This is a genomic window from Paenarthrobacter sp. NyZ202, assembly GCF_049860755.1.
In the GTDB taxonomy this organism is placed as follows: Bacteria; Actinomycetota; Actinomycetes; order Actinomycetales; family Micrococcaceae; genus Arthrobacter.
On record NZ_CP187556.1, the window covers coordinates 4,072,091 to 4,094,550 of the forward strand.

The window sequence follows — 22,460 nt, forward strand, 5'->3', positions numbered from 1 at the left end:
TTAGCGCTCCTCTCGGAATTCGACGTGCTGGCGGATCTTGGGGTCGTACTTCTTGAGGACCAGGCGGTCGGGGTCGTTACGGCGGTTCTTGCGCGTAACGTAGGTGTAGCCCGTGCCCGCGGTGGACTTCAGCTTGATGATCGGACGTACGTCCTTGTCCTTTGCCATTAGAGCTTCACTCCTCGTGCCAGGATGTCGGCGACGACCGCGTCGATGCCACGTGCGTCAATTACCTTGATGCCCTTGGCCGACAGCGTCAGGGTGACGTTGCGGCGCAGGGACGGAACCCAGTAGCGCTTCTTCTGGATGTTGGGGTCGAACCGGCGCTTGTTGCGGCGGTGCGAGTGCGAAATGCTGTGTCCAAAGCCCGGCTCGGCTCCGGTCACCTGGCAGTGTGCTGCCATGACTCTCCTCCAAAGTTTGAATGAAAACGGCGTGCAGATGTTCCTGCGATACCGTGCGACAGGCGGTGTCCGCATCCGGTGCGTTCCCCGAATCCGCGGGAAACGCGGCGAAGAAGGCTGGCCTCAGAACCGGGCAGTGGAAGACACTGGATCAGATCCTGGGATACCGGGCGAATACAGGAATGCACGCAACTTGAGCCCCTAACTACCGGCCCCCGGGACGTCGGTCAGACCGACATTCACCGACAACCGGAGCAATTGCACACGCTCCGCACTACCTGGCGCCTCACTATTCTACGGGGCGCGCCAAATTAAGACCAATCAGGCATGATAGGCCGGGATCACCCGGCACAAAGCCGACGCGCCTAGCGAGGCTGGATGAGCTGCGGGTACTTGGGACTGAGGCCGTCACCGGACGATGTGCCGCGCACCCTGCGGACCACCCATGGCGCAGCGAACTCCCGGACCCATTGGGCATTGGCCCGCAGGGTTTCGGCCCTGCTCAGGAGTTTGAGGGGCGCCAGTTCCGGAACGTCGATGACGTGCTCATGCTCCAGGACGTCCAGCACGCGCTTGGCCATGTTCAAGTGACCGGCCGACGACATGTGCATCCGGTCGGTATCCCACATGCGCCAGTCGTCGTATTCGTCGAACCGCCAGTAATCCACCAGCAGGGCGCCGTGGTTCTCCGCGATTTCGCGGACAAGTTCGTTGTAGATCGCCGTCCGTCCCCGCATGGTGCTGAATACCTTCGAACCCTTGGCGTCGAAGCCCGTGAAGAGCACCACGGTGGCGCCGGTGGCGCTTAACCGGGCGATGCCGGCGTCGTAATCCTCCAAAAGCGAGTCAATGCTGACTTTCGGGCGGAGAATGTCGTTGGCCCCGGCGTACAGCGTCACCAACGTGGGTTTAAGTTCGACGGCGGCAGCCACCTGTTCTGCCATGATCCGGCGGAGCTTTCGGCCGCGGATGGCGAGATTGGCGTAGCCGAAACCGTCGTTGCTGCGCGCCAGCTGCTGCGCCACGATGTCCGCCCAACCCCTGACGCCGTTGGGGCGGGTGGGGTCGGCGTCACCGACACCCTCCGTGAACGAATCCCCCAAGGCAACGTATCGGGCAGAAAAATCCATGCCGCCAGTCTGCCATCTGGGTGCTCAGGGCCACAAAGCAGGCGCTGCCGGTCAGGAATCGCGGAGGATCCAGTGGTTGTTGTCCAAGCGGGCGACGATCTTCTCGCCGATGCGGGCAAGGTCCGCCACGTCGTCGGGAGTCAATGAGTCGAGCATGAGGGTCCGCACCGATTCCACGTGCCCGGGAGCCAGTGACACGATGGTGGCCATGCCGGCGTCGGTGAGGTGGGCTACCGTGACCCTGGCGTCACCGGGGTGTGCCTGCCGCTCCACCCACCCGCGCTTTTGCAGTTTGGTGACCACATGGGACAGGCGGGAGAGCGAGGCGCTGGTCCGGGCGGCAAGTTCGCTCATGGGCAGGTAGCGGCCGTCGGTTTCGGACAGCATGGCCAGGACGTTGTAGTCGAATAGGGAGAGCTTTCCCGCGGACTGAAGCTGCGTATCCAATGCCGAAGGAAGCAGGGTGTTGATGCTCAGCAGGGCAAGCCAGGCACGGCGTTCCTCGGCATTAAGCCAGCGGGGTTCAGTCATGGCTCCATCTTAGGAGAATCCCGGGTTTGGCCCGCCCATGCCGCCCATGCCGCCCAAACGGTAGGCTGGCCGCATGTTCGTTGTCTCCCTGACCTACAAAGTGCCCGACGAAACCGTGGACTTCCACCGCGCCGGCCACATGGCCTGGCTTAAGGACGCGTTCGACGCCGGCGTGTTCCTTGCGTCCGGACGTCGCGTCCCAGCGGTGGGAGGCGTGCTGCTGTCCAAGGCCGACCGGGCCACGCTGGACGCGTCCCTGGCCAAGGACCCGTTCTACATCAACGGTGTCGCTGAATTCGAGGTCATCGAGTTCACGGCTACGAGCGTCGCAGAGGGCTACGAAAACCTGCTGGACACCTGAGCCTGCCGTGCTTTCGCAGTGCCCAGCCGCTCCGGAAGAACTACAGGCATGGGCTCCGGCCACCGTGCACCGAGCCGGTCGCCGCTGGAGACACCGCGGAGCCGGCGCAGGAACCAAGGTCCAACATCGCGCCTGAGCCAGCTGACGTCGTCGACGATGTTTTCGGTGAGGGTCCGCGGACGCGGCGGCGCGAACACCGGCGACGCCAGGGTGTGCCGCGCCCCGAGTACTTCCAGCACCTTCTTGGCCATATAGCTGTGCCCGGGGGTCGACATGTGCAAGCGGTCCGGCGACCACATGCGCGGATCCTGGAACTTTTCGAAACACCAGTAGTCCACCAGGAGGGTGTTCTGCTCCGCCGCGATGCGCCTGATGTGCCGGTTGTAGACCGCGGTCCGGAGTTTGAGCGGCTCCAGCAGTGGTGACAATGGAACGTTGTAGCCCGTGAAGAGCAGTACGGTCGCTCCGCTGTCCTTGAGCCGTCGGACTGCTTTCTCGTAGTTCCTGATGAGTGCGGCCATGTTGAGCCGTGCCATCAGGAGGTCATTGCCGCCGGCGTAGAAGCTGACCAGGGTGGGCTTCATGGCCAGGGCTGGTTCGATTTGTTCGTCGAGGATCCGTTGCAGGCGCCTGCCGCGGATGGCGAGGTTGGCGTAGGTAGTTGACGGGTCCTGGCGGGCGAGTTCTTCGGCCACCCGGTCTGCCCAGCCGCGGCAGTTGTTGGGCAGACGCAGGTCGTGGTCGCCAACGCCTTCCGTGAAGGAATCACCAAGTGCCACGTATCGGATGGGCCCGGTCATCTGGTTGCCTCTTCCATGAGCTTTTTAAGCCCGCCTTTGCGCGGCACCTTTACGGGTTCAGGCCAGCGGGCACTCAGGGTATCGCCCAAGGTGACGCCGCGGAGTTTCCGTCCGAACAGCGGCAACACCCAGTCGTTTACCCAGCGCCGCTGGCGTCGTTCCCACTCCCTGATACCCACCCTGGCGGGAGGGTCCCACTCCTTGGGAGAGACCTTGTGCGGAACACCCAGATGGTCCAGGACCTGTGCAGCAAGGTACTTGTGGCCGGCTTTGGACATGTGGAGCCGGTCCGAGGACCACATCCGGGGGTCGTGGTATGCCTCGAAACACCAGTAGTCCACCAGCACTGCGCCGTACTTGGCAGCGATGCCACGGACGCGCTGGTTATAGAGGGTGTTGCGTTTGCGGAACGGTTCAAGGACGGCTGACACTTTGACGTCGAACCCGGTGAACAGGACCACCGTGGCTCCGGTCCCGGCCAGCCGGGCGACAAGGAGTTCATAGTCGTTGAGCAGGGCTTCCATGTCGGTGCCGAAATCGAGGATGTCGTTCCCACCCGCATAAAGCGTGACCAGGGTTGGTTCCATGGCCAATGCCGGTTCCAGTTGCTCGTCGATGATCTGGCGCAGACGCTTGCTTCGCACGGCGAGGTTGGCGTACTCCCAGCCCGGTTCGGCTTTGGCCAGTTTCTCGGCCACGCGGTCCGCCCATCCGCGGACACCGTTCGGCAGGACCGTGCTGGTGTCCCCCACGCCCTCGGTGAAGGAGTCTCCCAAGGCGACATACCGCCGTCGAGCGTTGTTCCCGCGCCTGAATTCCTCCCGCACCCCACCGAAGCTACCCGCCCGTGGTTAAGCCCGGACCAACCGCAGGTAAACCAACCCTCGCTCACAAAACACCCCCTTTACGGAAACGCTCTCTCACTTCCCCGAAAGGAGTGAGAGAGCGTTTGCCCGAAAGGGGGTTTAAGTGAGAGAGCGTCCGCTGGGAGGAAGATCAGCCTTCTGCTTTGCCCCGGCGCCAGTAGCCCATGAAGGCAACCTGCTTCCGGTCGATGCCAACATCCCGCACCAGGTAGCGGCGCATTTCCTTGATGACAAAGGCTTCGCCGGCGATCCAGGCGTAGAACGGCAATGCCCCGGAAGGAAGGGTGGGGTTCTTGGTGGCTTCGATGGCCGCGGCATCCATGCGCTGCGGGGTTTCCCACAGGATGTCCTGGTCCACGTTGACGTCTTCCGGCTCGGGGCCGGCCGCCGTATCGGAGCCCTTCAAGCCAACCCAGCCGGGAACCGGCACGGCCTTGGCCACGGCTTCTTTCAGGAGCTCGCCGTGGGGGCGGGAGCGGCCGATCGCCGCGCCGCGGGCAAGCCATGTGATTTCGACGTCGGCTGCCGTGGTGATGTCCTGGAAGTCGCCGGCCTCGGGAACTTCCAGGAAGGCGTGGCCGGTGATGTCGGCGGGGAGGCTTTCGAGGATGGCGCTGATGGCGGGTACAGCCGTTTCGTCGCCGGCGAGGAGAACGCGCTGCGCCAGGCCCGGACGCCATTCGATGCCGCCGTAGGCCCCGGCGGTGGCGCACTGGGCGGCACGGTTGTTGGGTCCGATGATGGTGAGCGAGTCGCCCGGCTTGGCGGCGACAGCCCAGTTGGCCGCCGGACCGCCGTGGCCTTCGTCGTCAAAGTGCATCACGAAGTCGATGTCGATCTCCGGGTACACGGCGTCCAGGCGCTCGGACCGGACGGTATAGGTCCGCATTGCCCCACGGACTGAGGGATCCATGGCGAGCCACTCCTGGTACCAGCCGGCCTCCTCCATCTTGAATTCCGGCAACGGGACGATGCGGCCCTCCTCATCGAAGGAGGGGATCATGAGCTTCACGCGCAGGTCCAAGGTGTCGCCGGCCACGCCGAAGTCACGCAGGGAGTAGCCGCCGAACGTGATGCGCCGGAAGTTGGGGCTCAGTTCCTGGACCGCGGTCACCGTGACATCGAACGCCAGGGTCATGGGTTCCACTGCTGCACCAGCCTGGGTACGGGCGGGTTGTGTGCTCATGAGGCAATCTCCAGTTCGTTGGCGTGGCGGGCGTGGTGTTCAGTGGGTTGCGGGGCCACGGCGTGGTGGCGTCCGATGGGAACGATCAGCGGCGTCCCGGAAATGGGATCCGGAACAACCCGGGATTCCAGGCCGAAAACGGTGTGGACCAGTTCCTCAGTGACCACCACGGGTGCAGGCCCTTCGGCCACGATGCATCCGCCCTTCATGGCGATCACGTGGTCCGCATAGCGTGCAGCGAGGTTGAGGTCGTGCAACACGATCGCAACGGTGGTTCCGCGGGTGCGGTTCAGGTCGGTGACCAGGTCCAGGACTTCCACCTGATGGGCGAGGTCAAGGTACGTGGTGGGCTCGTCCAGGAGGAGGACTTCGGTTTCCTGGGCAAGGGCCATGGCGATCCAGACGCGCTGGCGCTGTCCGCCGGACAGCTCGTCGATGCTCCGCTCCGCCAGTTCCAGCGTTCCCGTGGCGTCGAGCGCACGCTGCACCGCGGCGTCGTCGTTGGCGCTCCAACTGCGGAAGAAACCCTGGTGCGGGTACCGGCCGCGGCCCACGAGGTCGCGCACGGTAATGCCGTCCGGCGCGGTGGGGTGCTGCGGGAGCAGGCCGAGGGTCCGCGCAAGTTCACGGGCGGGCCGGGAGTGGATGTCCTTGCCATCGAGCGTGACCGCACCGCCGGCGGGTTTCAACAACCGGGACAGCCCCCGGAGCAGAGTGGACTTGCCGCAGGCATTGGCCCCCACGATCATGGTCACCTTGCCCTCGGGGATCTGGGTGGACAGCCCTTCCACCACTTTGCGCTGCTCATATTGGAGCGTCAGGTCTTTGGCATTAAGGATGGCCATGTCAGGCCTCCTTTCGGTTTGACGTGAGCAGGAGCCACAACAGGAAGGGTGCACCGAGAGCGCCGGTGATGACGCCGACCGGAAGGACGGTTCCGTCCAGGATGACGGGAGCGAGGTTGGAGGCGAAGAAGTCGGCAGCCAGGACGATCAACCCACCGGTAAGGGCCGACGCCGGGAGGCTTGGTTTGCGGACGATGCGGCGGGCGATCGGCCCGGCCAGGAAAGCAACGAACGCCACGGGACCGGCTGCGGCGGTGGCGACGGCGGCGAGTCCGACGGCGGTCAGCACAAGTCCCAGCCGGACGCCGTTGACCTTGATGCCAAGCCCGGCGGCGGCGTCATCACCCAATTCGAGGATCCGCAACGGACCGGCGAGTGCTATGACAGCGGGAACCAGGACCACCAAGGATACGGACAGTACTCCTGCGCGCTCCCAGGTGGCGGCATTGAGGGAGCCGTTGAGCCACACCAGGGCGTCGGCTGCGGTGCGGATATCGGCACGGGTCATCAGGAAGTTCACCACGGCGTGAAGGGCCGCAGCGATGCCGACGCCGGCCAGGATCAGGCGGCTTCCGGCAGCATTGCCGCGGCTTCCGCCACCCGCACCGGATCCGGTGCCGCGGGAGATGGCATAGATGATCGCTGCGACGCCCAGGGCGCCGGCCAGCGCGGATCCCGACACCACCGCACCGGAAGCGCCGAAGACTACGATCGCCGTGACGGCAGCGGCACTTGCGCCGTAGCTGATGCCGATGATGTCCGGGCTGGCCAACGGGTTCCGGAGCATGGTCTGGAAAAGGGCACCTGCCAAGCCGAAAGCCAACCCGATCAAGGTTCCCACCACGGCCCGGGGCAGCTTGTGCTCCATGACGATGAAGCTGGCGCCTGGAATCTTCTCGCCGCCGGTCAGGTGGTTGATGACAATGGTGAAGAAATCGGGGATGGTCACGGTGTAGCTGCCCAGGAGGACGTACACGGCGAACATCACCACGAGTGCCGCTGCAAGGAAGATCGTGGGGCTGAACGCGCGGCGAGATGGCATTTGATGAGAGTGTTTGGGGTCAACATTGTCATTAAGTGCCAACTCGGGGGTGGGCTTGAGGGTGCTCACAGTCCGGCCTTCTTTCCGCGGCGGATGAGCCAGACAAAGACCGGCGCGCCAACCATGGCCGTCATGATGCCGGCCGGGACTTCTCCGGGGAGCAGGATCACGCGGCCAGCAACATCGGCAAAGATCAACAGCACAGGCGCCGCCACTGCTGAGAACGGCAGGATCCACCGGTAGTCCGGACCTGTCAGGGACCGGATCGCGTGCGGGATGACCAGCCCAAGGAAGCCGATGGGCCCGGCCAGTGCCGTGGCGGACCCGCACAGCAGCACGATGCCCATGCCGATCACTGCCCGGGACAGTCCAACGTTCTGGCCCAGGCCACGGGCGATGTCGTCACCCAGGGCAAGACTGTTGAGAATGCGGCCGCCGGCAAGGACAATCACTGCGCCGATCGCAAGGAACGGCAGTGCCGTAAGCAACACGGACCAGTCACGGCCACCGATGCTGCCTACCTGCCAGAACCGGAACCGGTCCAGCGTGTCCTGGCTCGATACCAGGATGACGTTCATCAGGGAGAAAAGGCCGGCGCTCAGGGCCGCGCCTGCGAGGGCCAGTTTGACGGGGGTCGCACCGTCGCGGCCCCGGGAAGCGATGGCATAAACCACGACGGCGGCCGCTGCGGCCCCGACGAAAGCGAACCAGATGTAGCCGGTCAGGGAGCTGACGCCAAAGACGTAGATGCCTGTGACAACGGCGAGTGCAGCGCCGGCGTTGAGGCCCAGGATGCCCGGGTCCGCCAACGGGTTGCGGGCTACCCCCTGCATGGCCGCACCGGCCAGGCCGAGGGCGGCGCCGGCCAGGAGGCCAAGGATGGTCCGCGGGATACGCGCAATGACCACGGCGTGGTTGCCGTCCTGGGCATTGAAGTTGGTGAGGGCTTCCCAGACCGTCTGGAGGGGAAGCCCGCGCGCGCCGATAGCCAGGGATGCCACGCACGCAATGCCGAGTACGACGACGGCGGCCAGCAACCAGGCTGATCGCTTGCCTGCCGACCTGCGGGAACCGGTTCCCCCTCCGGTTCCCGCAGCCTCAGGAGATATGCCCCCCGGGCCCGCCAGCACATTGGTGCTGTGGCCCCGTCCCTGAAGTGCCGTCGTCGTACCCTGCTTCATTGCGGTTACTTGCCCGCTACCTTTTCGGCCGCGGCACCCAGCTGCGGGAGGAAGGTGTCAAGCGCCCACGGCAGGCTCAGCGGCGAGGACGCGGAGATGGACAACGTCAGGGTGTTGTCCGAGTCGGCAACCAGGGCCCCGCTCTTGATGGCCGGGATCTGGCTCAGCAGCGGATCAGCCTTGATGGCCTCGGCCGTGGTGGCGTCGGGAACCCAGGTCACGAAGACGTCGGAAGCGAGCTCGTTGGCCTTTTCAGCGGACCAGGGAATGAAGAACTCCTGGTCGGTCTTGGTGTTTTCCGAGACAACCGGGGCGAGCTTCATTCCAATGTCGGAGAGGAAACGGGGGCGGTTGTCGATAGCGGTGTAGACGTTCACGCCGTCACCCTTGGCGGGCTCGAGGTTGCCGTAGATGAAGGTCTTGTCCTTGATCTGCGGGAACTTGGAGACCTTGTCATTGATGGTGGCCTCGGTGTCCTCGACCAGCTTCTTGGCTTCGGCTTCCTTGCCCAGCGCCTTGCCGATCATTTCGGTGCTTTCCTGCCACGGCGTACCGTACGCGAGCTCCGGGTAGGCGACCACGGGGGCGATTTCGGACAGCTTCTTGTAGTCCGCTTCCTCAAGGCCGGAGTACGCGCCGAGGATGACGTCCGGGCTGAGCTTGGCGATCTCGGTGAAGTTGATGCCGTCTGCCTCGGAGAACTGGACCGGAGCCTTGTCGGTGCCGAAGCCGGCGCCCAGCTTCTCCAGTGCAGCGTCTTTCCAGGGGGTGGAGCCCTTGTCGTTGTTGCCCCACTCGTTCTTGGGAACGCCTACCGGAACCACACCGAGTGCGATCGCGATGTCATCGTTGACCCACGAAATGGTGACGACGCGCTTGGGCTGTTCCTTGATGGTGGTCTCACCAAAGGCGTGCTTGATGGTGACCGGGAAAGCGGAGGAGGTGGCCTCGGACGTGGCCGAGGTGGAGGCTGCGGGGCCGGTGGAGCAGCCAGTGAGGGTAAGGGCGACGGCGGCCAAAGCGGCCGTCGCGGTTCCTGCGGTCTTCAGCAGGGCGCGGCGTGGGAGAAGGGTAGCCACGGGACTCCTTAAGTAAGTGATGCGAACCTAAGTAAGGCTAGCCTACCCTCCGGTCAATTACGAAACGTTTGCATCACGTAATCCTTGCATGACGCGAGTTTGACGAAAAATAGCCGCTTTCTCACTCGCAAAGCACCCCCATCCGCCCACTTCCTCGCCCACCTTCCGGTGGACACCGTCGGCGAAGCTTTGGCAGGATTGGCAGCGGGCTCCCATTTAGGTCCGGTTCAGGAAATGACGAAGGAGATGAGCGTGCGCACTGTTCCAGTTGCTGCAGCCATGGTTGGCGAGGTGGCCGCTTTGGCCTGCTTGGCACACCCCTTCGCGTCGGGATCCTCCAAGTAGCACCATAGGCAGCAAAGAACCAACGCACCGTTGGTTCTTGCGCGTGCGCAAGTGCCTTCAGGTGACCGACGCCTCAGTGCCATTAAGCAGCGCGAGGTGCGCTGCCGCCGTCGTTATCTTCCGAAAGCAGCTTTGCCATGCAGAAAGTTACTGCCCAACAAATCCGGTCGTCCTTCATCAACGCAAGCCGTTCAGAAGCCGCCAAGCTCAACCTGCCCCGGAATTTCGAGTCCATCGACTGGGATTCGCTGGAGTTCCTGGGCTGGCGGGACGAGAAAATGCCGCAGCGCGGGTACCTCGTACTCCCGATTGACGGGAAACTGACAGGCATAATGCTCCGTGCACCAGAGGGTGGCTCGGCCAAGAACCGCGCAGTCCTCTGTGAGCTGTGCCGGGACGTGTTCTCCAAGGCCGACGTTTATCTGTGGGTCGCGAAGCGGGCCGGGCAGTCCGGCAAGGACGGCAACACCGTAGGAACGTTGATTTGCGCCGGGTTTGACTGCAGCGACAACGTCCGCAAAGAACCTCCGGTCAACGAGATCAACCCGGATCCCGCGGCCGTGGTCCGGAAACAGATCGCCGGCCTGGAGTTCCGGACAGCCCGGTTCGTGGACAGGGTGCGCCAAGGCTCCACGCGCTGACCCAAGTAAGTAGCAGTTAAGCGCGTTTAGACGGCTCTAAACGCGCTTAACTGCGACCCAGTTGGGTAAGCACGGGGGGTCAGCGGAGCACGATGTCCACCGGGTTGGCTTCCGAACGCCACGCTCCCGGCTCGGCCTGGCCCGAGATGACCGGAGCCGTGAGCACGCCCGAACGGTTGGTGCGCTTGTCGCGGAGGATTTCCGTGACCGAACCAAGGTGCCGTGAAAGGTCGATCACGTTCTCCGGGGCCGCCAGGAGCAGCTGGAAGCCGAACTCATGGAGCGCCTTGATGCCCGCCCCGGCGAATTCCTCGGAGGCAAGCACGAAAGCCTCATCCATCATCACGGTGCCGTAGGTGGTGAAGCCCTGCTCTGCGATACCCAGCTGGTAGCTCAGCGCCGCGGCCATGATGAAGGCGGTGAAACGCTGACGCTCGCCGCCGGACATGGAACCGGTGTCGGCGTGCATGAAGACTTCGGTCTTCTTCCGGCCTGATTTTCCGGTCACCTCACGGTGTTCCTTGCACTGGATGAACAGGTGCCCACGGACATCCAGGACCTCTGCACGCCAGCGCCGGTCCTCGGGCGTCTGCGAACCGAGCCTCTTGACCAAGGTTTCCAGGGACTTGTAACGGGCCGTGAGCTCAGCGTCCTCATCCGCCTCAACCGCAGCGGCGGCTCCCCTGGAGGGTCGCGTGTGTTTGGCCTTCAGTGCGCTCTGGATCGCGTCCTTGAACTGCTTTGCCGTAGCAGGGAGCGTCTGCTTGATGTCCAGTTCCAGGTAGCTTCCCTCGTGGAAGTTCACTTCGGACAAGATGCCGTTCAGCGGGAGGATCCGGCTGGTAATGCTGCGCCGTTCCTCGTCCAGCAGGTGCAGAAGGGTGCTGAACGATTCATGCGTGCGCTGGTTGAAGAACAGCCGGAACTCCGCTTCCTGCGCGGGCAACCCGTCGCTCACGATTGCGTGGTACCGGGACTCGAAATCACCGGCGGCACCGATCGATGTGCCATGGTCGGCGCTGATGGCGCTGCCCCACTCGCGCACGAACGCCTCGAAGATCCGGGTCAGGCGCTCGGCGGTGGCCTGGCCGCGCGATTCCGCTGCGTGCAGCTCGTCCAGCAGCTTGTTGCGGACGCCGTTGGCGAGGTTGTCCAGCTGGTACAACTCGGCAACGTCGGAGGCGCCGGCAAAGTACGGCTCCAGTGCCGCCACGGTGGAGCTCGACGGCGGTGCTTGCTCGAGCTTGAGCCTCGCGGCATCGAGCAGGCCGTCAGCTGTGGTCATCTGCTGGTCGAGCGCCTTGTATTCGCTCTGCAGGACAGCCGCCGCTCCTGTGGAGGACTGGTGCTTTTCGCGCACCGCCTCGATGGTGGTGCGCAGCGGTTCGAGGTCCGCCTGCGCCGCCAGGGCATCTGCCAGGCGCTGCTCGATCCGGGTCAATTCCTCGGCCGCGACCGATGCGGAGACCTGTTCCCAGGAGCGCTCGTCCTCGGCAACCCTGCGCAGGGCTTCCAATTGCCGGGCCATGCCCTGGTGCGAATCCTCGCGGCTTTGGGCGAGTTCCGCGGCCTTGGCCAGCCCGTTTTGAAGCTCGCCGACCCTCGCCGCAACCAGTTCGAGTTTTGAGGCGTTGTCGAAGCCCAGCACGTAATCCTGCCGGCTGGTGAAGCGGTCGTCCTTCTCCACGGTGTGCCGGTTGCGCTTGACCACGCCGCCCAGGCTGAGGCCTTTCTCCAGCGAGGCCAACTCGTCTGGATCCTCCACGCACGGGTACGCAAAGTCGAGTGCTATCCGCTCACGGATCCATTCGCCCGCCTCCGCATTGGCTCCCATGGTGAGGATGCTCAACTTGGTCAACAGCTCGCCGTCGGACACGTCCTCCACAGCCAGCGCTCCACCGGCCAGGGGCTTGGAGACGTCCACTGCCCGCAGGGCACCCCTGACCGTGTTGTCATTGAGGTAGCGCGTCACGGCGGCGAAGTGCTCGCCGGGGACCAGCAAGGTGGTGGCAAGGCTCCGCAAGGCGCGTTCCGCGGCGGGGCGCCACTGCTCCTGCCCTTCGGCCAGGTCGATCAGCTCGCCACCGAACGGCATCCGTTCCTCGGGCACGCCCGTCGCAGCGGCAATGGCTGCCCTGTTGTCAATGCTCGACGGCGGCAACAGGGACTTGCGCGACCGCAGCGAGAGCAGTTCCTGCTCAGCAGCGGCCAGTTCACGCTTCATGGTGGCGTGGGCATCGAAAGCCTCAAAACGGAGTTCCTTGAGGGCCTCGGAATCGTCTTTCAACTCTGCGGACCGGGCAGCGGCCTGTTCGTGGGCCTGATCCCACCCCTCCGCGGACCATTCGAGGTTCAGCCCTGCATCCGTCAATGCCTGCCGGGCTGATTCCTCCACCTGCTGGCGCAGCTTAAGGCTGACCCGGGCATTCTCCAGCGACTGCTCGATCGCGGAAATCGCGTTGCCGCCGCGGTTGTTGTAATCCGACTCCAGCCCGCGCAACTCCTTGGCCAGGGCATCGCGAACGGTGCGCTCGGCAGCCAGTTCCTGGGCCTTGGTCTGGGCCAACTCCTTGAAGCGGGCCAAGGTCCTGGCATGGACCGACACGGCCAGTTGCTGCTTGTAGGCCTCGAACTCCTCACCGGCAAGTTCCCGGAGCCGGTTCGCATCCAGGAGAGCCTGGGCGTACTCCTTGTTCAGCCCGGGAACGGGGGCCAACTGGTCCCGTTGCTGACGCACATCCTCCAGGCGCTGCCGGATGGACATGAGGTTGCTGAACTCTTCCACCACGTCATCGGCGGCAGCCAACGTGGCCGGGGCATCAAGGACCTGGTCGCGGAAGAACGTGTTGACACTGCCGCCCAGGCCCTTGCCGGCCTGAATCACGCGAAGCAGTGGGAGCGCCTGGTCGGAATTGATGCCCAGGAGCCGGCGGAAACGCTCGGCGAACGCTTTGTGGACGTCAAAGACCTGCCCCTCGGGGAAGATCCCCTCCAAAGCCCCTTTGGTGAACCGCTTCTGCGCGATCCCCTCAATTGCTTCCAGGTCCAACGGCTTGCTGTCGATCACGTAGAACCGGCCAACACTGGATTCCGTGCCGTTCTTGGGCAGGTCGAAGAGGGCCGAAACCGTCACCTTGGTCCCGGCAGCGTTGTCAAACGTCAGGGCGACGGCGGACCAGGTCGCCCCGGGGCGCTGGAAGGCACTGGCCGAGCTGTCACCAACGGCCTTATCACCAACTTTGCCGCGCATGTAGGTGAACGTGGTCCTCTTGTCCTCCACAGCCCCGCCGGCGCGTTGGGCAGCAGCTTCATTCGAGCGTGGACGGGCATCGAAAACACGGAGCATCGCGTCAAAGAGCGTCGACTTGCCAACCCCTGAGTTGCCTGTCAAAAGAGTGCCGTTGCGGTCCACGTGCATGGTGTGGGCGCCATGGAACGTACCCCAGTTGACGACCTGCACCAGGGCCAGACGCATCTGGCCCGGGTTGGTGAGTTCTCCGAGCGGGAGCATGCTGGCAATCGTCATTTGGCTGCTCCTTCGGTTGCGTCAACGCCACCCTCGGCGTCGTCGCTCCCACCCGCATCGTTATCGGTGACCTCCAAGAGAGGCTCCGTTCCCGATTCGTCCGCCGCAGCCGCTACGAGTGCCTCGATGTGGGCCGGGATGTCGCCGATGTTCTCAAAGGGGAGAGCAAGCGGGAGTGCGTTGCTGATGGTGTAGGTGTCCTCCAGCGGGGTGGGGAGGAGGAGTTGGCGGGCCAGGAGTTTGGTGATGGTGCGGGTGACCACGTCCGAGTCGCGCAACGCATCCTGCTGGCCGGCCGGTGTGTAGTTGGCCACCAGATCCGAGATTTCCTCGCGGGTGATGGTCGGGTCCGTCTGGGCTGTGACGTGGCGGTCCAGGAGGAGGCGGAGGCGCAGCAGGACAATGGTCTCCACCCGGCTGAGGGCGCGCTGCTGGCGGAGGATGCTTGACCGTGCGCTGGCGCCGATGATGTCCGGGTCGACTGGCCTGAGGACCGCAATCTTCCGGTCGTGGTCCAGCTGCAAGGCGAGGAACAGCTCGGAGAGGCGGCTGCGGAGAATCAGCTGGTTGTCCAGGAGCGTGGTCCAGAGTTTCTCGTCCCTGCCGCCATCAATGTAGGGGCCCTTAAGAAGCTTCACGAGCGCATGGCGGACCTTCATGGGGAGCACGCCCGTGTCACCGGGGAATAACGCCGCGCCGTCCACGAACGTATCGCGCGGAGTTACCCGGAACGGGTCCGCCGGGTGCTCGGCCGGCCCTGTACCAACGTGACCTGTTGCGACGGCGACATCCTCCTCAGAGGTGGGGTCCGTCGTCGTGATTTCCTCAGTCATCAGAATCCTTGCTCAGCGAGACGACCGGCAGGTACGCGGTGCGGATGCTGCCGTCGATTTGTTCGAAGTCGATGTGTTCCCAGGCTGCGCGGTCAAAGGCCGCGCCGGTTTGCAGTGCCATGGAAAGGAGGGAGCGGACGGTGTTGATGTGCCGCTCCCCTTCGGGCAGGTTGTCCCATGCCTCGCCCAGGGTGGCGGAGCCCGCCATGGCTGCGCGGACGACGTCGGGCCTCGCCTTGCCGGTGCGGGCGGACTTGACCCGGTCCGAGTCGCTGAAGGCGATGGGGTCGGCCAGGCGCGGCGGGGCAGCGAATTCGTCAGGATCGAAAAGCTTGACCATGGACAGCGACTCGAATCCCGCGTTGTACAGGGCAGGCCCCGGAACCAGGCCCGGGCGGTCGCGTTCGTACGGCAGGGAACGGATCGCCTGCTCGGCCTCGGCCAGGACCTTGCGGAGGCTGACCGACTGCCGGACATCGTCGCTTTGGATGTACGTGTTGAGGCTCTCGGAGAGCTTGCCGTAGATCCGCTGGATCTGGCTGTGCTGCGAGCGCAGTTCCGCGACGAGGTTCTTGAGGGTTTCCCGGTCTTCGTGGGAGAGGTCGTCGGCGAATTGCCGGCTCAGGACCTCCCCGATCGCCGAGCGGAAGCGCAGCTGCTGCTGCGGGTCTTCGAGGAAAGCGGTGAAGGAACGGAACGTCCGGCCTTCCGGGCTCTGCCGCAGCCGTTTGTCCGCTTCCAGCACCTGGGCCATGGTGGCCCCCTTGCTGAGCGATTCCTCGATGATCTGGTTGCGCAGTTCGCCCACCAGTTCTTCGATCCGGTCACGCATTTTCTTGTAGTCGGCCGGAAGGCTGGCGGCGAGGTCGAGGATGTTGCCGGCCGCTTCCACGGCTTCTTCGTCATCGAGGAGCCCGTCGAAATCGCCCGAGCTGATGTCCTGTACCAATTGCCGGCGTTCCTGGATTTCTTCCTCCAGGGCTTCGAGCCGGGCGCTCTGGTCCGGGTTGGTCTCGTTGGCGAGTTTTTCCACGTCGCCCAGGAGCGTGCCCAGCCGGGAACCGTTGAGGGTGGACCGCTCGCTGGAGAGACTGTCCAGGAACGCGAGGACACGGGCCGCGGGTTCGGTGACTTCGTAAACGATCTGCCCGGACTGGTTACGCCGGGTCAGGAATTGCTTGCGCGTCCATTCGTCGCCGAAGCCCTTGCCATTCAGTTGGCCACCGAGCCCGGGCTCCTGGCGACGGAGCTGCTCAAGGAAAGCGTCGACGTCGGCATGGAACTCTTCGAGCGGAAGCTGCGGACGGGTGCGGGTGAAGGAGGCCTGGAGGACCGCGATGACCCAGGGGGCCGAGCGGGTCAACGCCCAGGCGGGGCCCTTGGTGAGGTGTTCGAGGTCCCGCAACCTGGCGCTGATGGCATCGGCGGAGGACATGGCTGAACGGGACAATTACTCTCCTTCAGCTGCTGCGAAACCCTGCCGGCAGCGAAAACTGCCCCGTACAAGGTTAACGCAGAGCGCCGGAACCCAACTAAGTCGCAGTTGTGCGCGTTTACACGGCTCAAAACGCGCACAACTGCGACCCAGTTGGGCAGGCCGGGCACCCCACGCAACCACCCACCGCTGTGCCCGTTCCGTTACCTACCCCCGAGTATGGTTTCGATCCCATATCAACGCCCCTGCAAGGCCATTCCATGCTGGCCGGGAAGCGCTGCCACCCCTAATGTCAGATCATCGACGCGGCGACGCCGCGTTCACCCATGCATTGTCGCTCAGGGGGAACCATGAATTTCGATCTCACGGCGCTGGAAACTGCCACCTACGTATTCATTGGAACGCTGGTCTTCGCTGCACTTTTGGTGGCCTTTATAGCAGCAGCAGCAATGGCAACGATTGTCCTCATTGGAGTCTTCGGACTGTTTTGGTACGCCGCCAAAGCTGTCCTGGGTGCCATGGTGGACGGCATTAACTTCGCTTGGGACCGGGTGGTCCACCACGCCGGCCAGGTGGAAATTCCCGCCGAATTCCAGCCCCAGGTATCCTCTGGCACCGGTAGCTACCCGCGGGTAGCATTGAGGGACAGCTGAAGGGTTCCCACCCAAGGCGGACCCTGGCTCCATCCGGTATCCCGGCTAGAGGAGTTATGAAATGACGTCCGCTACAGACAGCAGCCTCACCGCCGCAAGCGTCAACGCCACAGCAGAGGAAGCCCGGGCAGTCGCCGAAGCCGCCCGGGAGACCGAATGGAACCGGCCCAGTTTTGCCAAAGGCCTGTACCTGGGCAGCTTCGACATCGGCCTGATCCACCCATGGCCCCAGGCCAAAGCCGAGGACGTCCAGCGCGGCGAGGACTTCATGGCCAAGCTCGAGGCCTACTGCAGGACCATGTCCGGCCGCGTGATTGAGCGCGATGCCAAAGTGCCGGACGAGTACATGGCCGGCCTGGCCGATCTTGGCGTGTTCGGCATGAAGATTCCGCGCGAGTACGGCGGTTTGGGCCTGTCCCTGGTGTACTACGGCCGCGCCCTCGCGCTGCTGGGTTCGGTGCACCCGAGCCTCGGTGCCCTGATCTCGGCGCACCAGTCCATCGGCGTCCCCGAGCCCGTCAAGGTGTTCGGCACGCCGGAGCAGAAACAGGCGTACCTGCCGCGTTGCGCCGCCGGTGCCGTGACGGCGTTCCTCCTGACGGAGCCCGACGTCGGCAGCGACCCCGCGCGGATGGGCGCCACTGCCGTACTGTCGGACGACGGCGGGTCTTACCTTTTGGACGGCGTGAAGCTTTGGACCACCAACGGTGTCATTGCGGAACTCGTGGTGGTGATGGCGCGGGTTCCCGCCTCTACAGACCCGGACGGCACGGAGCACAAGGGAGGCATTACCGCCTTCGTCGTGGAAATGGACTCCCCGGGTGTGACCGTGGAAAACAGGAATACGTTCATGGGCCTTCGCGGCATTGAGAACGGCGTGACACGTTTCCATCAGGTGCGGGTGCCCGTTGCCAACCGCCTGGGACGTGAAGGCCAGGGGCTCAAGATCGCGTTGACCACCCTCAACACCGGCCGGCTCTCCATCCCCGGGCTTTGTGTTGCCGCCGGCAAGTGGAGCCTGAAGATCGCCCGCGAATGGTCGAATGCACGGACACAGTGGGGCAGGCCCGTTGGCCAGCACGAAGCCGTGGGCAAGAAGATCGCTTTCATCGCGGCCACTGCTTTCGCTTTGGAGGCGGTCTTTGAGTTGTCCGCCGAGATGGCGGACGCCGGAGCCAAGGACATCCGTATTGAAGCTGCCCTGGCCAAGCTGTGGTCCACTGAGCTGAGTTGCCGGATCGCCGACGAGCTGGTGCAGATCCGGGGCGGGCGCGGGTTTGAGACCGCTGACTCCCTGGAGGCCAGGGGCGAGCGTGCTGTTGCTGCCGAGCAACTTCTCCGCGATCTCCGCATCAACCGGATTTTCGAGGGCTCCAGCGAAATCATGAAGCTCCTCATTGCCCGCGAGGCCGTGGACGCGCACCTTGCAGCCGCGGGCGACCTGGCCTCAGCCGAAGCGAGCCTGCAGGACAAGGCGAGGGCCGCCGTCGGGGCCTCCGGCTTCTATGCCCGCTGGCTGCCGAAACTGGTTGCCGGCGCGGGGATGGACCCGCGTTCCTACGCGGACTTCGGACGGTTGGGCAAGCAGTTGAGGTTCGTGGAGAGGTCCTCGCGCCGCCTGGCCCGCCAGACCTTCTACGCCATGGGCCGGTGGCAGGCCAAACTGGAGCACAAGCAGGCATTCCTGGGCAGGATCGTGGACATCGGCGCTGAGCTGTTTGCCATGGCGGCCTGCTGCACGCGGGCAGAACACATCCTCCGCACGCAGCCCGCGAACGGCGCCGCTGCGTTCGAGTTGGCCGAGGCGTACTGTGAACAGGCCCGCGTCCGGGTGGACGAATACTTCGACCAGCTATGGCGCAATACCGACGACGCCGACCGGCACCTTTCGCGCAAAGTCCTCGCCGGGGATTACGCCTGGCTTGAGGCTGGGGTGCTGGACCAGTCCGAAGGAACCGGGCCGTGGATCAGCGACGCGTCGCATGGCCCGTCCACCAAGGAGACACTGCACCGGAAATACCGGTAGGCCGTAGCCGGGGAAAGTCAGCGGACATCGCCATCCACATAGAACCACCGTTTGTTCTCCCGCACGAACCGGCTCAGTTCGCGCTGCACGCCGCGCTCCCCGTCCACCCGGTAGTGCGCAGCGAACTCCACCGTTCCCGTTGCGTCGAGGGGTCCGCCGCCCTGCGTGGACACAACGTCCAGGCGACGCCACTCCATCTGCGCATCCAGGTCCATCGCGGCCGGGCGGGTGCTGGCGTGCCAGGTCCGGAGGAGGTACTCCGGATCCAGGACCACAAAGGCTGAGTACCGGGAACGCATGAGTTGCCCGGCGGTGGGGGCGTCGGCCTGGCCACGGTGGAAGCGGCCGCAGCAGTGGTCGTACTGCTCGCCGGAAAGACAAGGGCAGGCGCCGTTGCGGAGTCGGCTGAGGTCAGGCGTCAATGTATACCTTTCCGGGGCGGTAAATGAGAGCTGGGCAACATATTTTCCCACGCGTTATAACAGCTTCGAAACAACCCCGCCTGAGGGTGGGGACGCGCGTGATTCCGTCGGTGCTGGCCCGTAGGCTAGAGATGCAAGCTGGGTGGGCAATGCGCGCATCACAAAACGACGGCCAGGGGAGGCTACGTGGAGGATCCGACAACACTCGCCATCAACCTGACGTACTTGGGCACACTGGGGATGGCCGTCCTCATGTTCCTGGGTCTCGGGTTGATCATCATCATCACTCTGGTGATAGCCGGAATCGGGCGACTGTTGTCAGTGGTACTCCTGGCCATGGTGGGCATCTTCCCCAAAAAGGACACCGTTGCGATCGTCCACTTGCCCCCGCGCCCACAGCACGTTCCCGCTCCGGCGGGTGCCGGCGTTGTGGACTCCGAACAAACCGTTGAGTCCCCGCTGGAAGACCTGGCCTACGAACCCGCCGGCTCCACACCCGCCCCCTCCCCTGCCCCTGAAACCGTCCCGGCAGCCGTTGCCCCGCCAAAGCGGGACCTCCTGGGGGATGTTCGACGCCGGCTCTCCGGGGCGTCTGCGGCCATCAAGGGCGGCGGGTGGAAAGCCAAGGTGGACCCCCGCAACCTTCCCAAGCCGGCGCAGGTCAAAGACTGGGCCACCAACACCTCCAAGACTGTGGTGGAGACCCAAACCCAACACCACCCCTTGATTGTTGCGGCCAGCAAGGAGCCTCCTGTGCTCTCCAAGGATTGGGCCGACGCCGTTGCCCGGGCGGATGAACGCGCAGCCGCACGGGCCAAAGCGGAGCAGCCCCCGGCGATAAAGGTCACTGTCCGCGATTTCGACGAGCCCGGTTCCACCAACGGCACTCCGTCCGGCCCCAAGGCCCCTGACACTCCGTCTTCCAACAGCGCCAAGCCCGGCGGCAACGGAAAGCAGGGCACAGCTGCCGGCACGGGTACCCCGGCGAAAAAGCCAAGCGGAGCCAAGCAGCCCGCCGGCGCCTCCCAAGGCAACACCTCCAAGCCGGCCGGGGAGCCCAAGCCGGCCCGCGAACCTGCTGCGCCCGCAACCGGACAGGGCGCCGGCACCCAAGGGGCCGGACAGAGCACCGGCACCCAGGGCGCAAGCACCGGCACCCAGGGCGCAAGCACCGGCGCCCAGGGCGCAAAGAAACCGGGCCCGGCGCCTTCCAGGAATGGAAAGACACCGAGCCCGATTCGAAAAGGTTCCCTCAGCGGCGCCAGCCGCAACAACTAGCTGGATGGGGCGGGTAACCCCTAAGCGGCCAGCTGCCGGAAGGACGCCCCGTGGTAGATCAAAGGGTTGGACTCGCGGTTGATGGTGGTGGCCTTGACCTCGAGGACCACAATCGCGTGGTCCCCGGCGGGCGTCTCGGACACGATCTCGCATTCGAAACCCAGCACTGCGCCGTCGATCAGCACTGCACCTGAGTCGCTGACGCTCGTTGCGATCCCGGCAAAGCGGTCGCGGTTCTTCGACGACAACTGAAGGCACGCTGCCTCCTGGCCCTCGGCGAGCACGGATACACCCAGGCGGTTGGCCTGCCGCAGCTTGGGCCATGTTGTGGAGGAATTCTGGACGGCGAACATCACCAGCGGCGGCTCCAGTGAAACGCCGACGGTAAAGGATGACGCCACCAGGGCCTCCGGCGTGAAATCCACCATTGTACTGAAGGCAGCCACTCCGGACGGGAACTGGGCAAAGGCAGTCTTGATCGCCGCTGTTTCTTCCGCTGCAGTCTGTGTCATTCCGGTGTCCCCTTTGTGCGTGTCTGTGAACTTCTTTCCCATGATTCACGCGTTCCGGGGAAGCTCAATATTTGTTGATCCGGAAGACATTTGTGTTGCCGCATGTCAAGAAATATCGCGAACTAAGGCGCCTTGCGTTACTCCGCAAGACGAAAAGCGAAGAAGTTCTACCGCTTGCGTTTCTGCCCGCCACGGTCCTGTGTAGCCTCGGTTGGACATCCAGCCCCACCACAGGAAGCCGACATGAGCCTCAACGAGCTACGAACGCTTGGACGCACTGGCGCCCTGATCAGCCCGCTTACCCTGGGCACGCTGAACTTCGGCACCGGGACAGCTCCCACGGGACCGGCCGAAAGTATCCGCATCATCAAGGCCGCCCTCGACGCGGGGATCACCAGCGTCGACACCGCGGACATCTACTCACAGGGCGAAGCAGAAACCGTGGTGGGACAAGCAATCCACAGCAGGCGCGACGACGTCTTCCTGGCCACCAAGTTCCACGGCCAGATGGGTTCCAACCCCGCGCATGCAGGAAATTCACGACGCTGGATCGTCCGCGCCGTGGAGGACAGCCTGCGTCGACTGAACACGGACCGGATCGACTTGTACCAAGCGCACCGGCCCGATTACAACACCGACCTCCTCGAAACCATCACGGCCCTGAACGACCTGATCCGCCAAGGCAAGATCCTCTATTACGGCACCTCCGTCTTCAGCCCGGCCCAGCTGGTGGAGGCGCAGTGGATCGCCAACACCAACCACCTCACACCGCCTGTGGTTGACCAGGTTCCCTACTCCCTGCTGGTGCGCGCCAACGAACGTGACGTTTTCCCCATCACCCAGCAATACGGCGTCGGGGTTTTGAGCTACGGACCGCTCGACGGCGGCTGGCTCGCCGGCGGTTACCGCCTGGGTGCGGGTCAGCCCGAAAGCTCCCGTGCGGCAGCTGTTCCGGGGCGGTTCGATGTCACGGCGCCCTTCAACCAGGCCAAGCTGCACGCGGCTGACGCACTCGCGCAGCTCGCGTCCCGCCACGGCCTCACGCTCATTCAGTTGGCGGTGGCGTTTGCCATGAACCACCCGGCCGTCACCAGTGTGATCATTGGCCCGCGGACCGAAGACCACCTGACCGACTATCTCAAGGCCGCGGACGTAGCGCTGAGCGATGCTGTCCTGGATGAGATCGACGACATCGTGGCGCCGGCCATCAACTTCCTTGAGCGCGACGCCGGTACCGTGGCCCCGCACCTGGAGTACCCGGAGCTTCGACGCCGGTAGTCGCCTGGCCGCCGCAATGAGGTATTGACGACCACGGACCCCGGCGTGATCCTTGACCTAACAGCTGCAGGGACACCGCAGCTTCA

At 64.5% G+C, this 22,460-nt stretch carries 22 protein-coding genes; 6 read left to right on the plus strand and 16 right to left on the minus strand.

Annotated features, from left to right (window positions below):
* From rpmG to ACPFL9_RS18875, 4 genes are all read right to left on the minus strand, one after another.
* On the minus strand, positions 1 to 168 hold the full coding sequence (gene rpmG, locus ACPFL9_RS18860) for a 50S ribosomal protein L33 (RefSeq protein ID WP_003798558.1): 168 nt from the start codon (positions 166 to 168) through the stop codon (positions 1 to 3).
* Positions 168 to 404 carry a 50S ribosomal protein L28 gene (gene rpmB, locus ACPFL9_RS18865; protein ID WP_021474712.1) on the minus strand — a complete coding sequence of 79 codons (237 nt, stop codon included), beginning with the start codon at positions 402 to 404 and terminating at the stop codon, positions 168 to 170. Before rpmB ends, rpmG begins: the two co-directional genes overlap by 1 nt.
* A 365-nt stretch (positions 405 to 769) precedes the next feature.
* Entirely contained in the window at positions 770 to 1,534 is a 765-nt protein-coding gene (locus ACPFL9_RS18870; RefSeq protein ID WP_426004495.1) for an SGNH/GDSL hydrolase family protein, read from the minus strand.
* Between the two features lie 51 nt (positions 1,535 to 1,585).
* Positions 1,586 to 2,065 (minus strand): MarR family winged helix-turn-helix transcriptional regulator, encoded by a 480-nt coding sequence (locus ACPFL9_RS18875; protein ID WP_426004496.1) that lies wholly within the window; start codon positions 2,063 to 2,065, stop codon positions 1,586 to 1,588.
* Positions 2,066 to 2,138: 73 nt separating this feature from the next.
* On the opposite strand from ACPFL9_RS18875, the gene ACPFL9_RS18880 reads away from it, so the two are divergent.
* Positions 2,139 to 2,426, plus strand: a complete 288-nt coding sequence (locus tag ACPFL9_RS18880; RefSeq protein WP_426004497.1) for a YciI family protein — start codon at positions 2,139 to 2,141, stop codon at positions 2,424 to 2,426.
* Here ACPFL9_RS18880 and ACPFL9_RS18885 read toward each other — a convergent pair.
* The 7 genes from ACPFL9_RS18885 to ACPFL9_RS18915 all read right to left on the minus strand — a co-directional run bounded on the left by ACPFL9_RS18885 (position 2,402) and on the right by ACPFL9_RS18915 (position 9,425).
* The gene (locus tag ACPFL9_RS18885; protein ID WP_426004498.1) at positions 2,402 to 3,226 is read right to left on the minus strand and encodes an SGNH/GDSL hydrolase family protein; all 825 of its coding nucleotides are present in this window, start codon (positions 3,224 to 3,226) and stop codon (positions 2,402 to 2,404) included. The genes ACPFL9_RS18880 and ACPFL9_RS18885 overlap by 25 nt on opposite strands.
* Positions 3,223 to 4,053: an SGNH/GDSL hydrolase family protein gene (locus ACPFL9_RS18890; RefSeq protein WP_426004499.1), complete on the minus strand. Its 831-nt coding sequence runs from the start codon at positions 4,051 to 4,053 to the stop codon at positions 3,223 to 3,225. The genes ACPFL9_RS18885 and ACPFL9_RS18890 overlap by 4 nt, the downstream gene beginning before the upstream one ends.
* A gap of 169 nt (positions 4,054 to 4,222) precedes the next feature.
* Positions 4,223 to 5,278 (minus strand): siderophore-interacting protein, encoded by a 1,056-nt coding sequence (locus ACPFL9_RS18895; protein WP_426004500.1) that lies wholly within the window; start codon positions 5,276 to 5,278, stop codon positions 4,223 to 4,225.
* Positions 5,275 to 6,123, minus strand: coding sequence for an ABC transporter ATP-binding protein (locus ACPFL9_RS18900; RefSeq protein WP_426004501.1), 849 nt, complete (start codon positions 6,121 to 6,123; stop codon positions 5,275 to 5,277). Before ACPFL9_RS18900 ends, ACPFL9_RS18895 begins: the two co-directional genes overlap by 4 nt.
* A gap of 1 nt (position 6,124) precedes the next feature.
* Positions 6,125 to 7,165: a FecCD family ABC transporter permease gene (locus ACPFL9_RS18905; RefSeq protein WP_426004502.1), complete on the minus strand. Its 1,041-nt coding sequence runs from the start codon at positions 7,163 to 7,165 to the stop codon at positions 6,125 to 6,127.
* A gap of 65 nt (positions 7,166 to 7,230) precedes the next feature.
* Positions 7,231 to 8,346, minus strand: a complete 1,116-nt coding sequence (locus tag ACPFL9_RS18910) for a FecCD family ABC transporter permease (protein ID WP_426004503.1) — start codon at positions 8,344 to 8,346, stop codon at positions 7,231 to 7,233.
* A gap of 5 nt (positions 8,347 to 8,351) precedes the next feature.
* On the minus strand, positions 8,352 to 9,425 hold the full coding sequence (locus ACPFL9_RS18915) for an iron-siderophore ABC transporter substrate-binding protein (protein ID WP_426004504.1): 1,074 nt from the start codon (positions 9,423 to 9,425) through the stop codon (positions 8,352 to 8,354).
* 482 nt (positions 9,426 to 9,907) lie between these two features.
* Between ACPFL9_RS18915 and ACPFL9_RS18920 the strand changes: the two genes are divergently transcribed.
* On the plus strand, positions 9,908 to 10,411 hold the full coding sequence (locus tag ACPFL9_RS18920) for an FBP domain-containing protein (protein ID WP_426004505.1): 504 nt from the start codon (positions 9,908 to 9,910) through the stop codon (positions 10,409 to 10,411).
* 79 nt (positions 10,412 to 10,490) lie between these two features.
* Here the strand turns inward: ACPFL9_RS18920 and ACPFL9_RS18925 are convergent, their stop codons facing one another.
* Genes ACPFL9_RS18925 through ACPFL9_RS18935 form a run of 3 tightly spaced genes read right to left on the minus strand, consistent with a single transcriptional unit; the run spans position 10,491 to position 16,220 of the window.
* Complete coding sequence (locus tag ACPFL9_RS18925; RefSeq protein ID WP_426004507.1) at positions 10,491 to 13,937, minus strand: ATP-binding protein; 3,447 nt, start codon at positions 13,935 to 13,937, stop codon at positions 10,491 to 10,493.
* A complete protein-coding gene (locus ACPFL9_RS18930; RefSeq protein ID WP_426004508.1) occupies positions 13,934 to 14,770 on the minus strand; it encodes a DUF4194 domain-containing protein in 837 nt (278 codons plus the stop codon). Before ACPFL9_RS18930 ends, ACPFL9_RS18925 begins: the two co-directional genes overlap by 4 nt.
* Entirely contained in the window at positions 14,763 to 16,220 is a 1,458-nt protein-coding gene (locus tag ACPFL9_RS18935; protein WP_426004509.1) for a DUF3375 family protein, read from the minus strand. Before ACPFL9_RS18935 ends, ACPFL9_RS18930 begins: the two co-directional genes overlap by 8 nt.
* A 335-nt stretch (positions 16,221 to 16,555) precedes the next feature.
* Here ACPFL9_RS18935 and ACPFL9_RS18940 point away from each other — a divergent pair, with 335 nt between their 5' ends.
* Both ACPFL9_RS18940 and ACPFL9_RS18945 read left to right on the plus strand, forming a co-directional pair.
* Positions 16,556 to 16,858, plus strand: coding sequence for a hypothetical protein (locus ACPFL9_RS18940; protein WP_426004510.1), 303 nt, complete (start codon positions 16,556 to 16,558; stop codon positions 16,856 to 16,858).
* Between the two features lie 61 nt (positions 16,859 to 16,919).
* The gene (locus ACPFL9_RS18945; protein WP_426004512.1) at positions 16,920 to 18,884 is read left to right on the plus strand and encodes an acyl-CoA dehydrogenase family protein; all 1,965 of its coding nucleotides are present in this window, start codon (positions 16,920 to 16,922) and stop codon (positions 18,882 to 18,884) included.
* 17 nt (positions 18,885 to 18,901) lie between these two features.
* Here ACPFL9_RS18945 and ACPFL9_RS18950 read toward each other — a convergent pair whose 3' ends face one another.
* Positions 18,902 to 19,306 (minus strand): YchJ family protein, encoded by a 405-nt coding sequence (locus ACPFL9_RS18950; protein WP_426004513.1) that lies wholly within the window; start codon positions 19,304 to 19,306, stop codon positions 18,902 to 18,904.
* Positions 19,307 to 19,492: 186 nt separating this feature from the next.
* Here ACPFL9_RS18950 and ACPFL9_RS18955 point away from each other — a divergent pair, with 186 nt between their 5' ends.
* Complete coding sequence (locus ACPFL9_RS18955) at positions 19,493 to 20,584, plus strand: hypothetical protein (protein WP_426004514.1); 1,092 nt, start codon at positions 19,493 to 19,495, stop codon at positions 20,582 to 20,584.
* Positions 20,585 to 20,604: 20 nt separating this feature from the next.
* Here ACPFL9_RS18955 and ACPFL9_RS18960 read toward each other — a convergent pair whose 3' ends face one another.
* Positions 20,605 to 21,096: a flavin reductase family protein gene (locus tag ACPFL9_RS18960; RefSeq protein WP_426004515.1), complete on the minus strand. Its 492-nt coding sequence runs from the start codon at positions 21,094 to 21,096 to the stop codon at positions 20,605 to 20,607.
* Positions 21,097 to 21,339: 243 nt separating this feature from the next.
* Between ACPFL9_RS18960 and ACPFL9_RS18965 the strand changes: the two genes are divergently transcribed.
* Complete coding sequence (locus ACPFL9_RS18965; protein ID WP_426004517.1) at positions 21,340 to 22,374, plus strand: aldo/keto reductase; 1,035 nt, start codon at positions 21,340 to 21,342, stop codon at positions 22,372 to 22,374.
* Positions 22,375 to 22,460 lie beyond the last annotated feature (86 nt).

Excerpts from the sequence above, each read along its gene's own strand:
- ACPFL9_RS18885 (WP_426004498.1), bottom strand. The coding sequence starts at position 3,226 with ATGACCGGGCCCATCCGATACGTGGCACTTGGTGATTCCTTCACGGAA.
- ACPFL9_RS18900 (WP_426004501.1), bottom strand. The coding sequence starts at position 6,123 with ATGGCCATCCTTAATGCCAAAGACCTGACGCTCCAATATGAGCAGCGC.
- ACPFL9_RS18940 (WP_426004510.1), top strand. The coding sequence starts at position 16,556 with ATGAATTTCGATCTCACGGCGCTGGAAACTGCCACCTACGTATTCATT.
- ACPFL9_RS18960 (WP_426004515.1), bottom strand. The coding sequence starts at position 21,096 with ATGACACAGACTGCAGCGGAAGAAACAGCGGCGATCAAGACTGCCTTT.
- ACPFL9_RS18925 (WP_426004507.1), bottom strand. The coding sequence starts at position 13,937 with ATGACGATTGCCAGCATGCTCCCGCTCGGAGAACTCACCAACCCGGGC.
- ACPFL9_RS18875 (WP_426004496.1), bottom strand. The coding sequence starts at position 2,065 with ATGACTGAACCCCGCTGGCTTAATGCCGAGGAACGCCGTGCCTGGCTT.
- ACPFL9_RS18895 (WP_426004500.1), bottom strand. The coding sequence starts at position 5,278 with ATGAGCACACAACCCGCCCGTACCCAGGCTGGTGCAGCAGTGGAACCC.
- ACPFL9_RS18920 (WP_426004505.1), top strand. The coding sequence starts at position 9,908 with ATGCAGAAAGTTACTGCCCAACAAATCCGGTCGTCCTTCATCAACGCA.
- ACPFL9_RS18905 (WP_426004502.1), bottom strand. The coding sequence starts at position 7,165 with ATGCCATCTCGCCGCGCGTTCAGCCCCACGATCTTCCTTGCAGCGGCA.
- rpmB (WP_021474712.1), bottom strand. The coding sequence starts at position 404 with ATGGCAGCACACTGCCAGGTGACCGGAGCCGAGCCGGGCTTTGGACAC.
- ACPFL9_RS18910 (WP_426004503.1), bottom strand. The coding sequence starts at position 8,346 with ATGAAGCAGGGTACGACGACGGCACTTCAGGGACGGGGCCACAGCACC.
- ACPFL9_RS18930 (WP_426004508.1), bottom strand. The coding sequence starts at position 14,770 with ATGACTGAGGAAATCACGACGACGGACCCCACCTCTGAGGAGGATGTC.
- ACPFL9_RS18880 (WP_426004497.1), top strand. The coding sequence starts at position 2,139 with ATGTTCGTTGTCTCCCTGACCTACAAAGTGCCCGACGAAACCGTGGAC.
- ACPFL9_RS18870 (WP_426004495.1), bottom strand. The coding sequence starts at position 1,534 with ATGGATTTTTCTGCCCGATACGTTGCCTTGGGGGATTCGTTCACGGAG.
- rpmG (WP_003798558.1), bottom strand. The coding sequence starts at position 168 with ATGGCAAAGGACAAGGACGTACGTCCGATCATCAAGCTGAAGTCCACC.
- ACPFL9_RS18945 (WP_426004512.1), top strand. The coding sequence starts at position 16,920 with ATGACGTCCGCTACAGACAGCAGCCTCACCGCCGCAAGCGTCAACGCC.
- ACPFL9_RS18965 (WP_426004517.1), top strand. The coding sequence starts at position 21,340 with ATGAGCCTCAACGAGCTACGAACGCTTGGACGCACTGGCGCCCTGATC.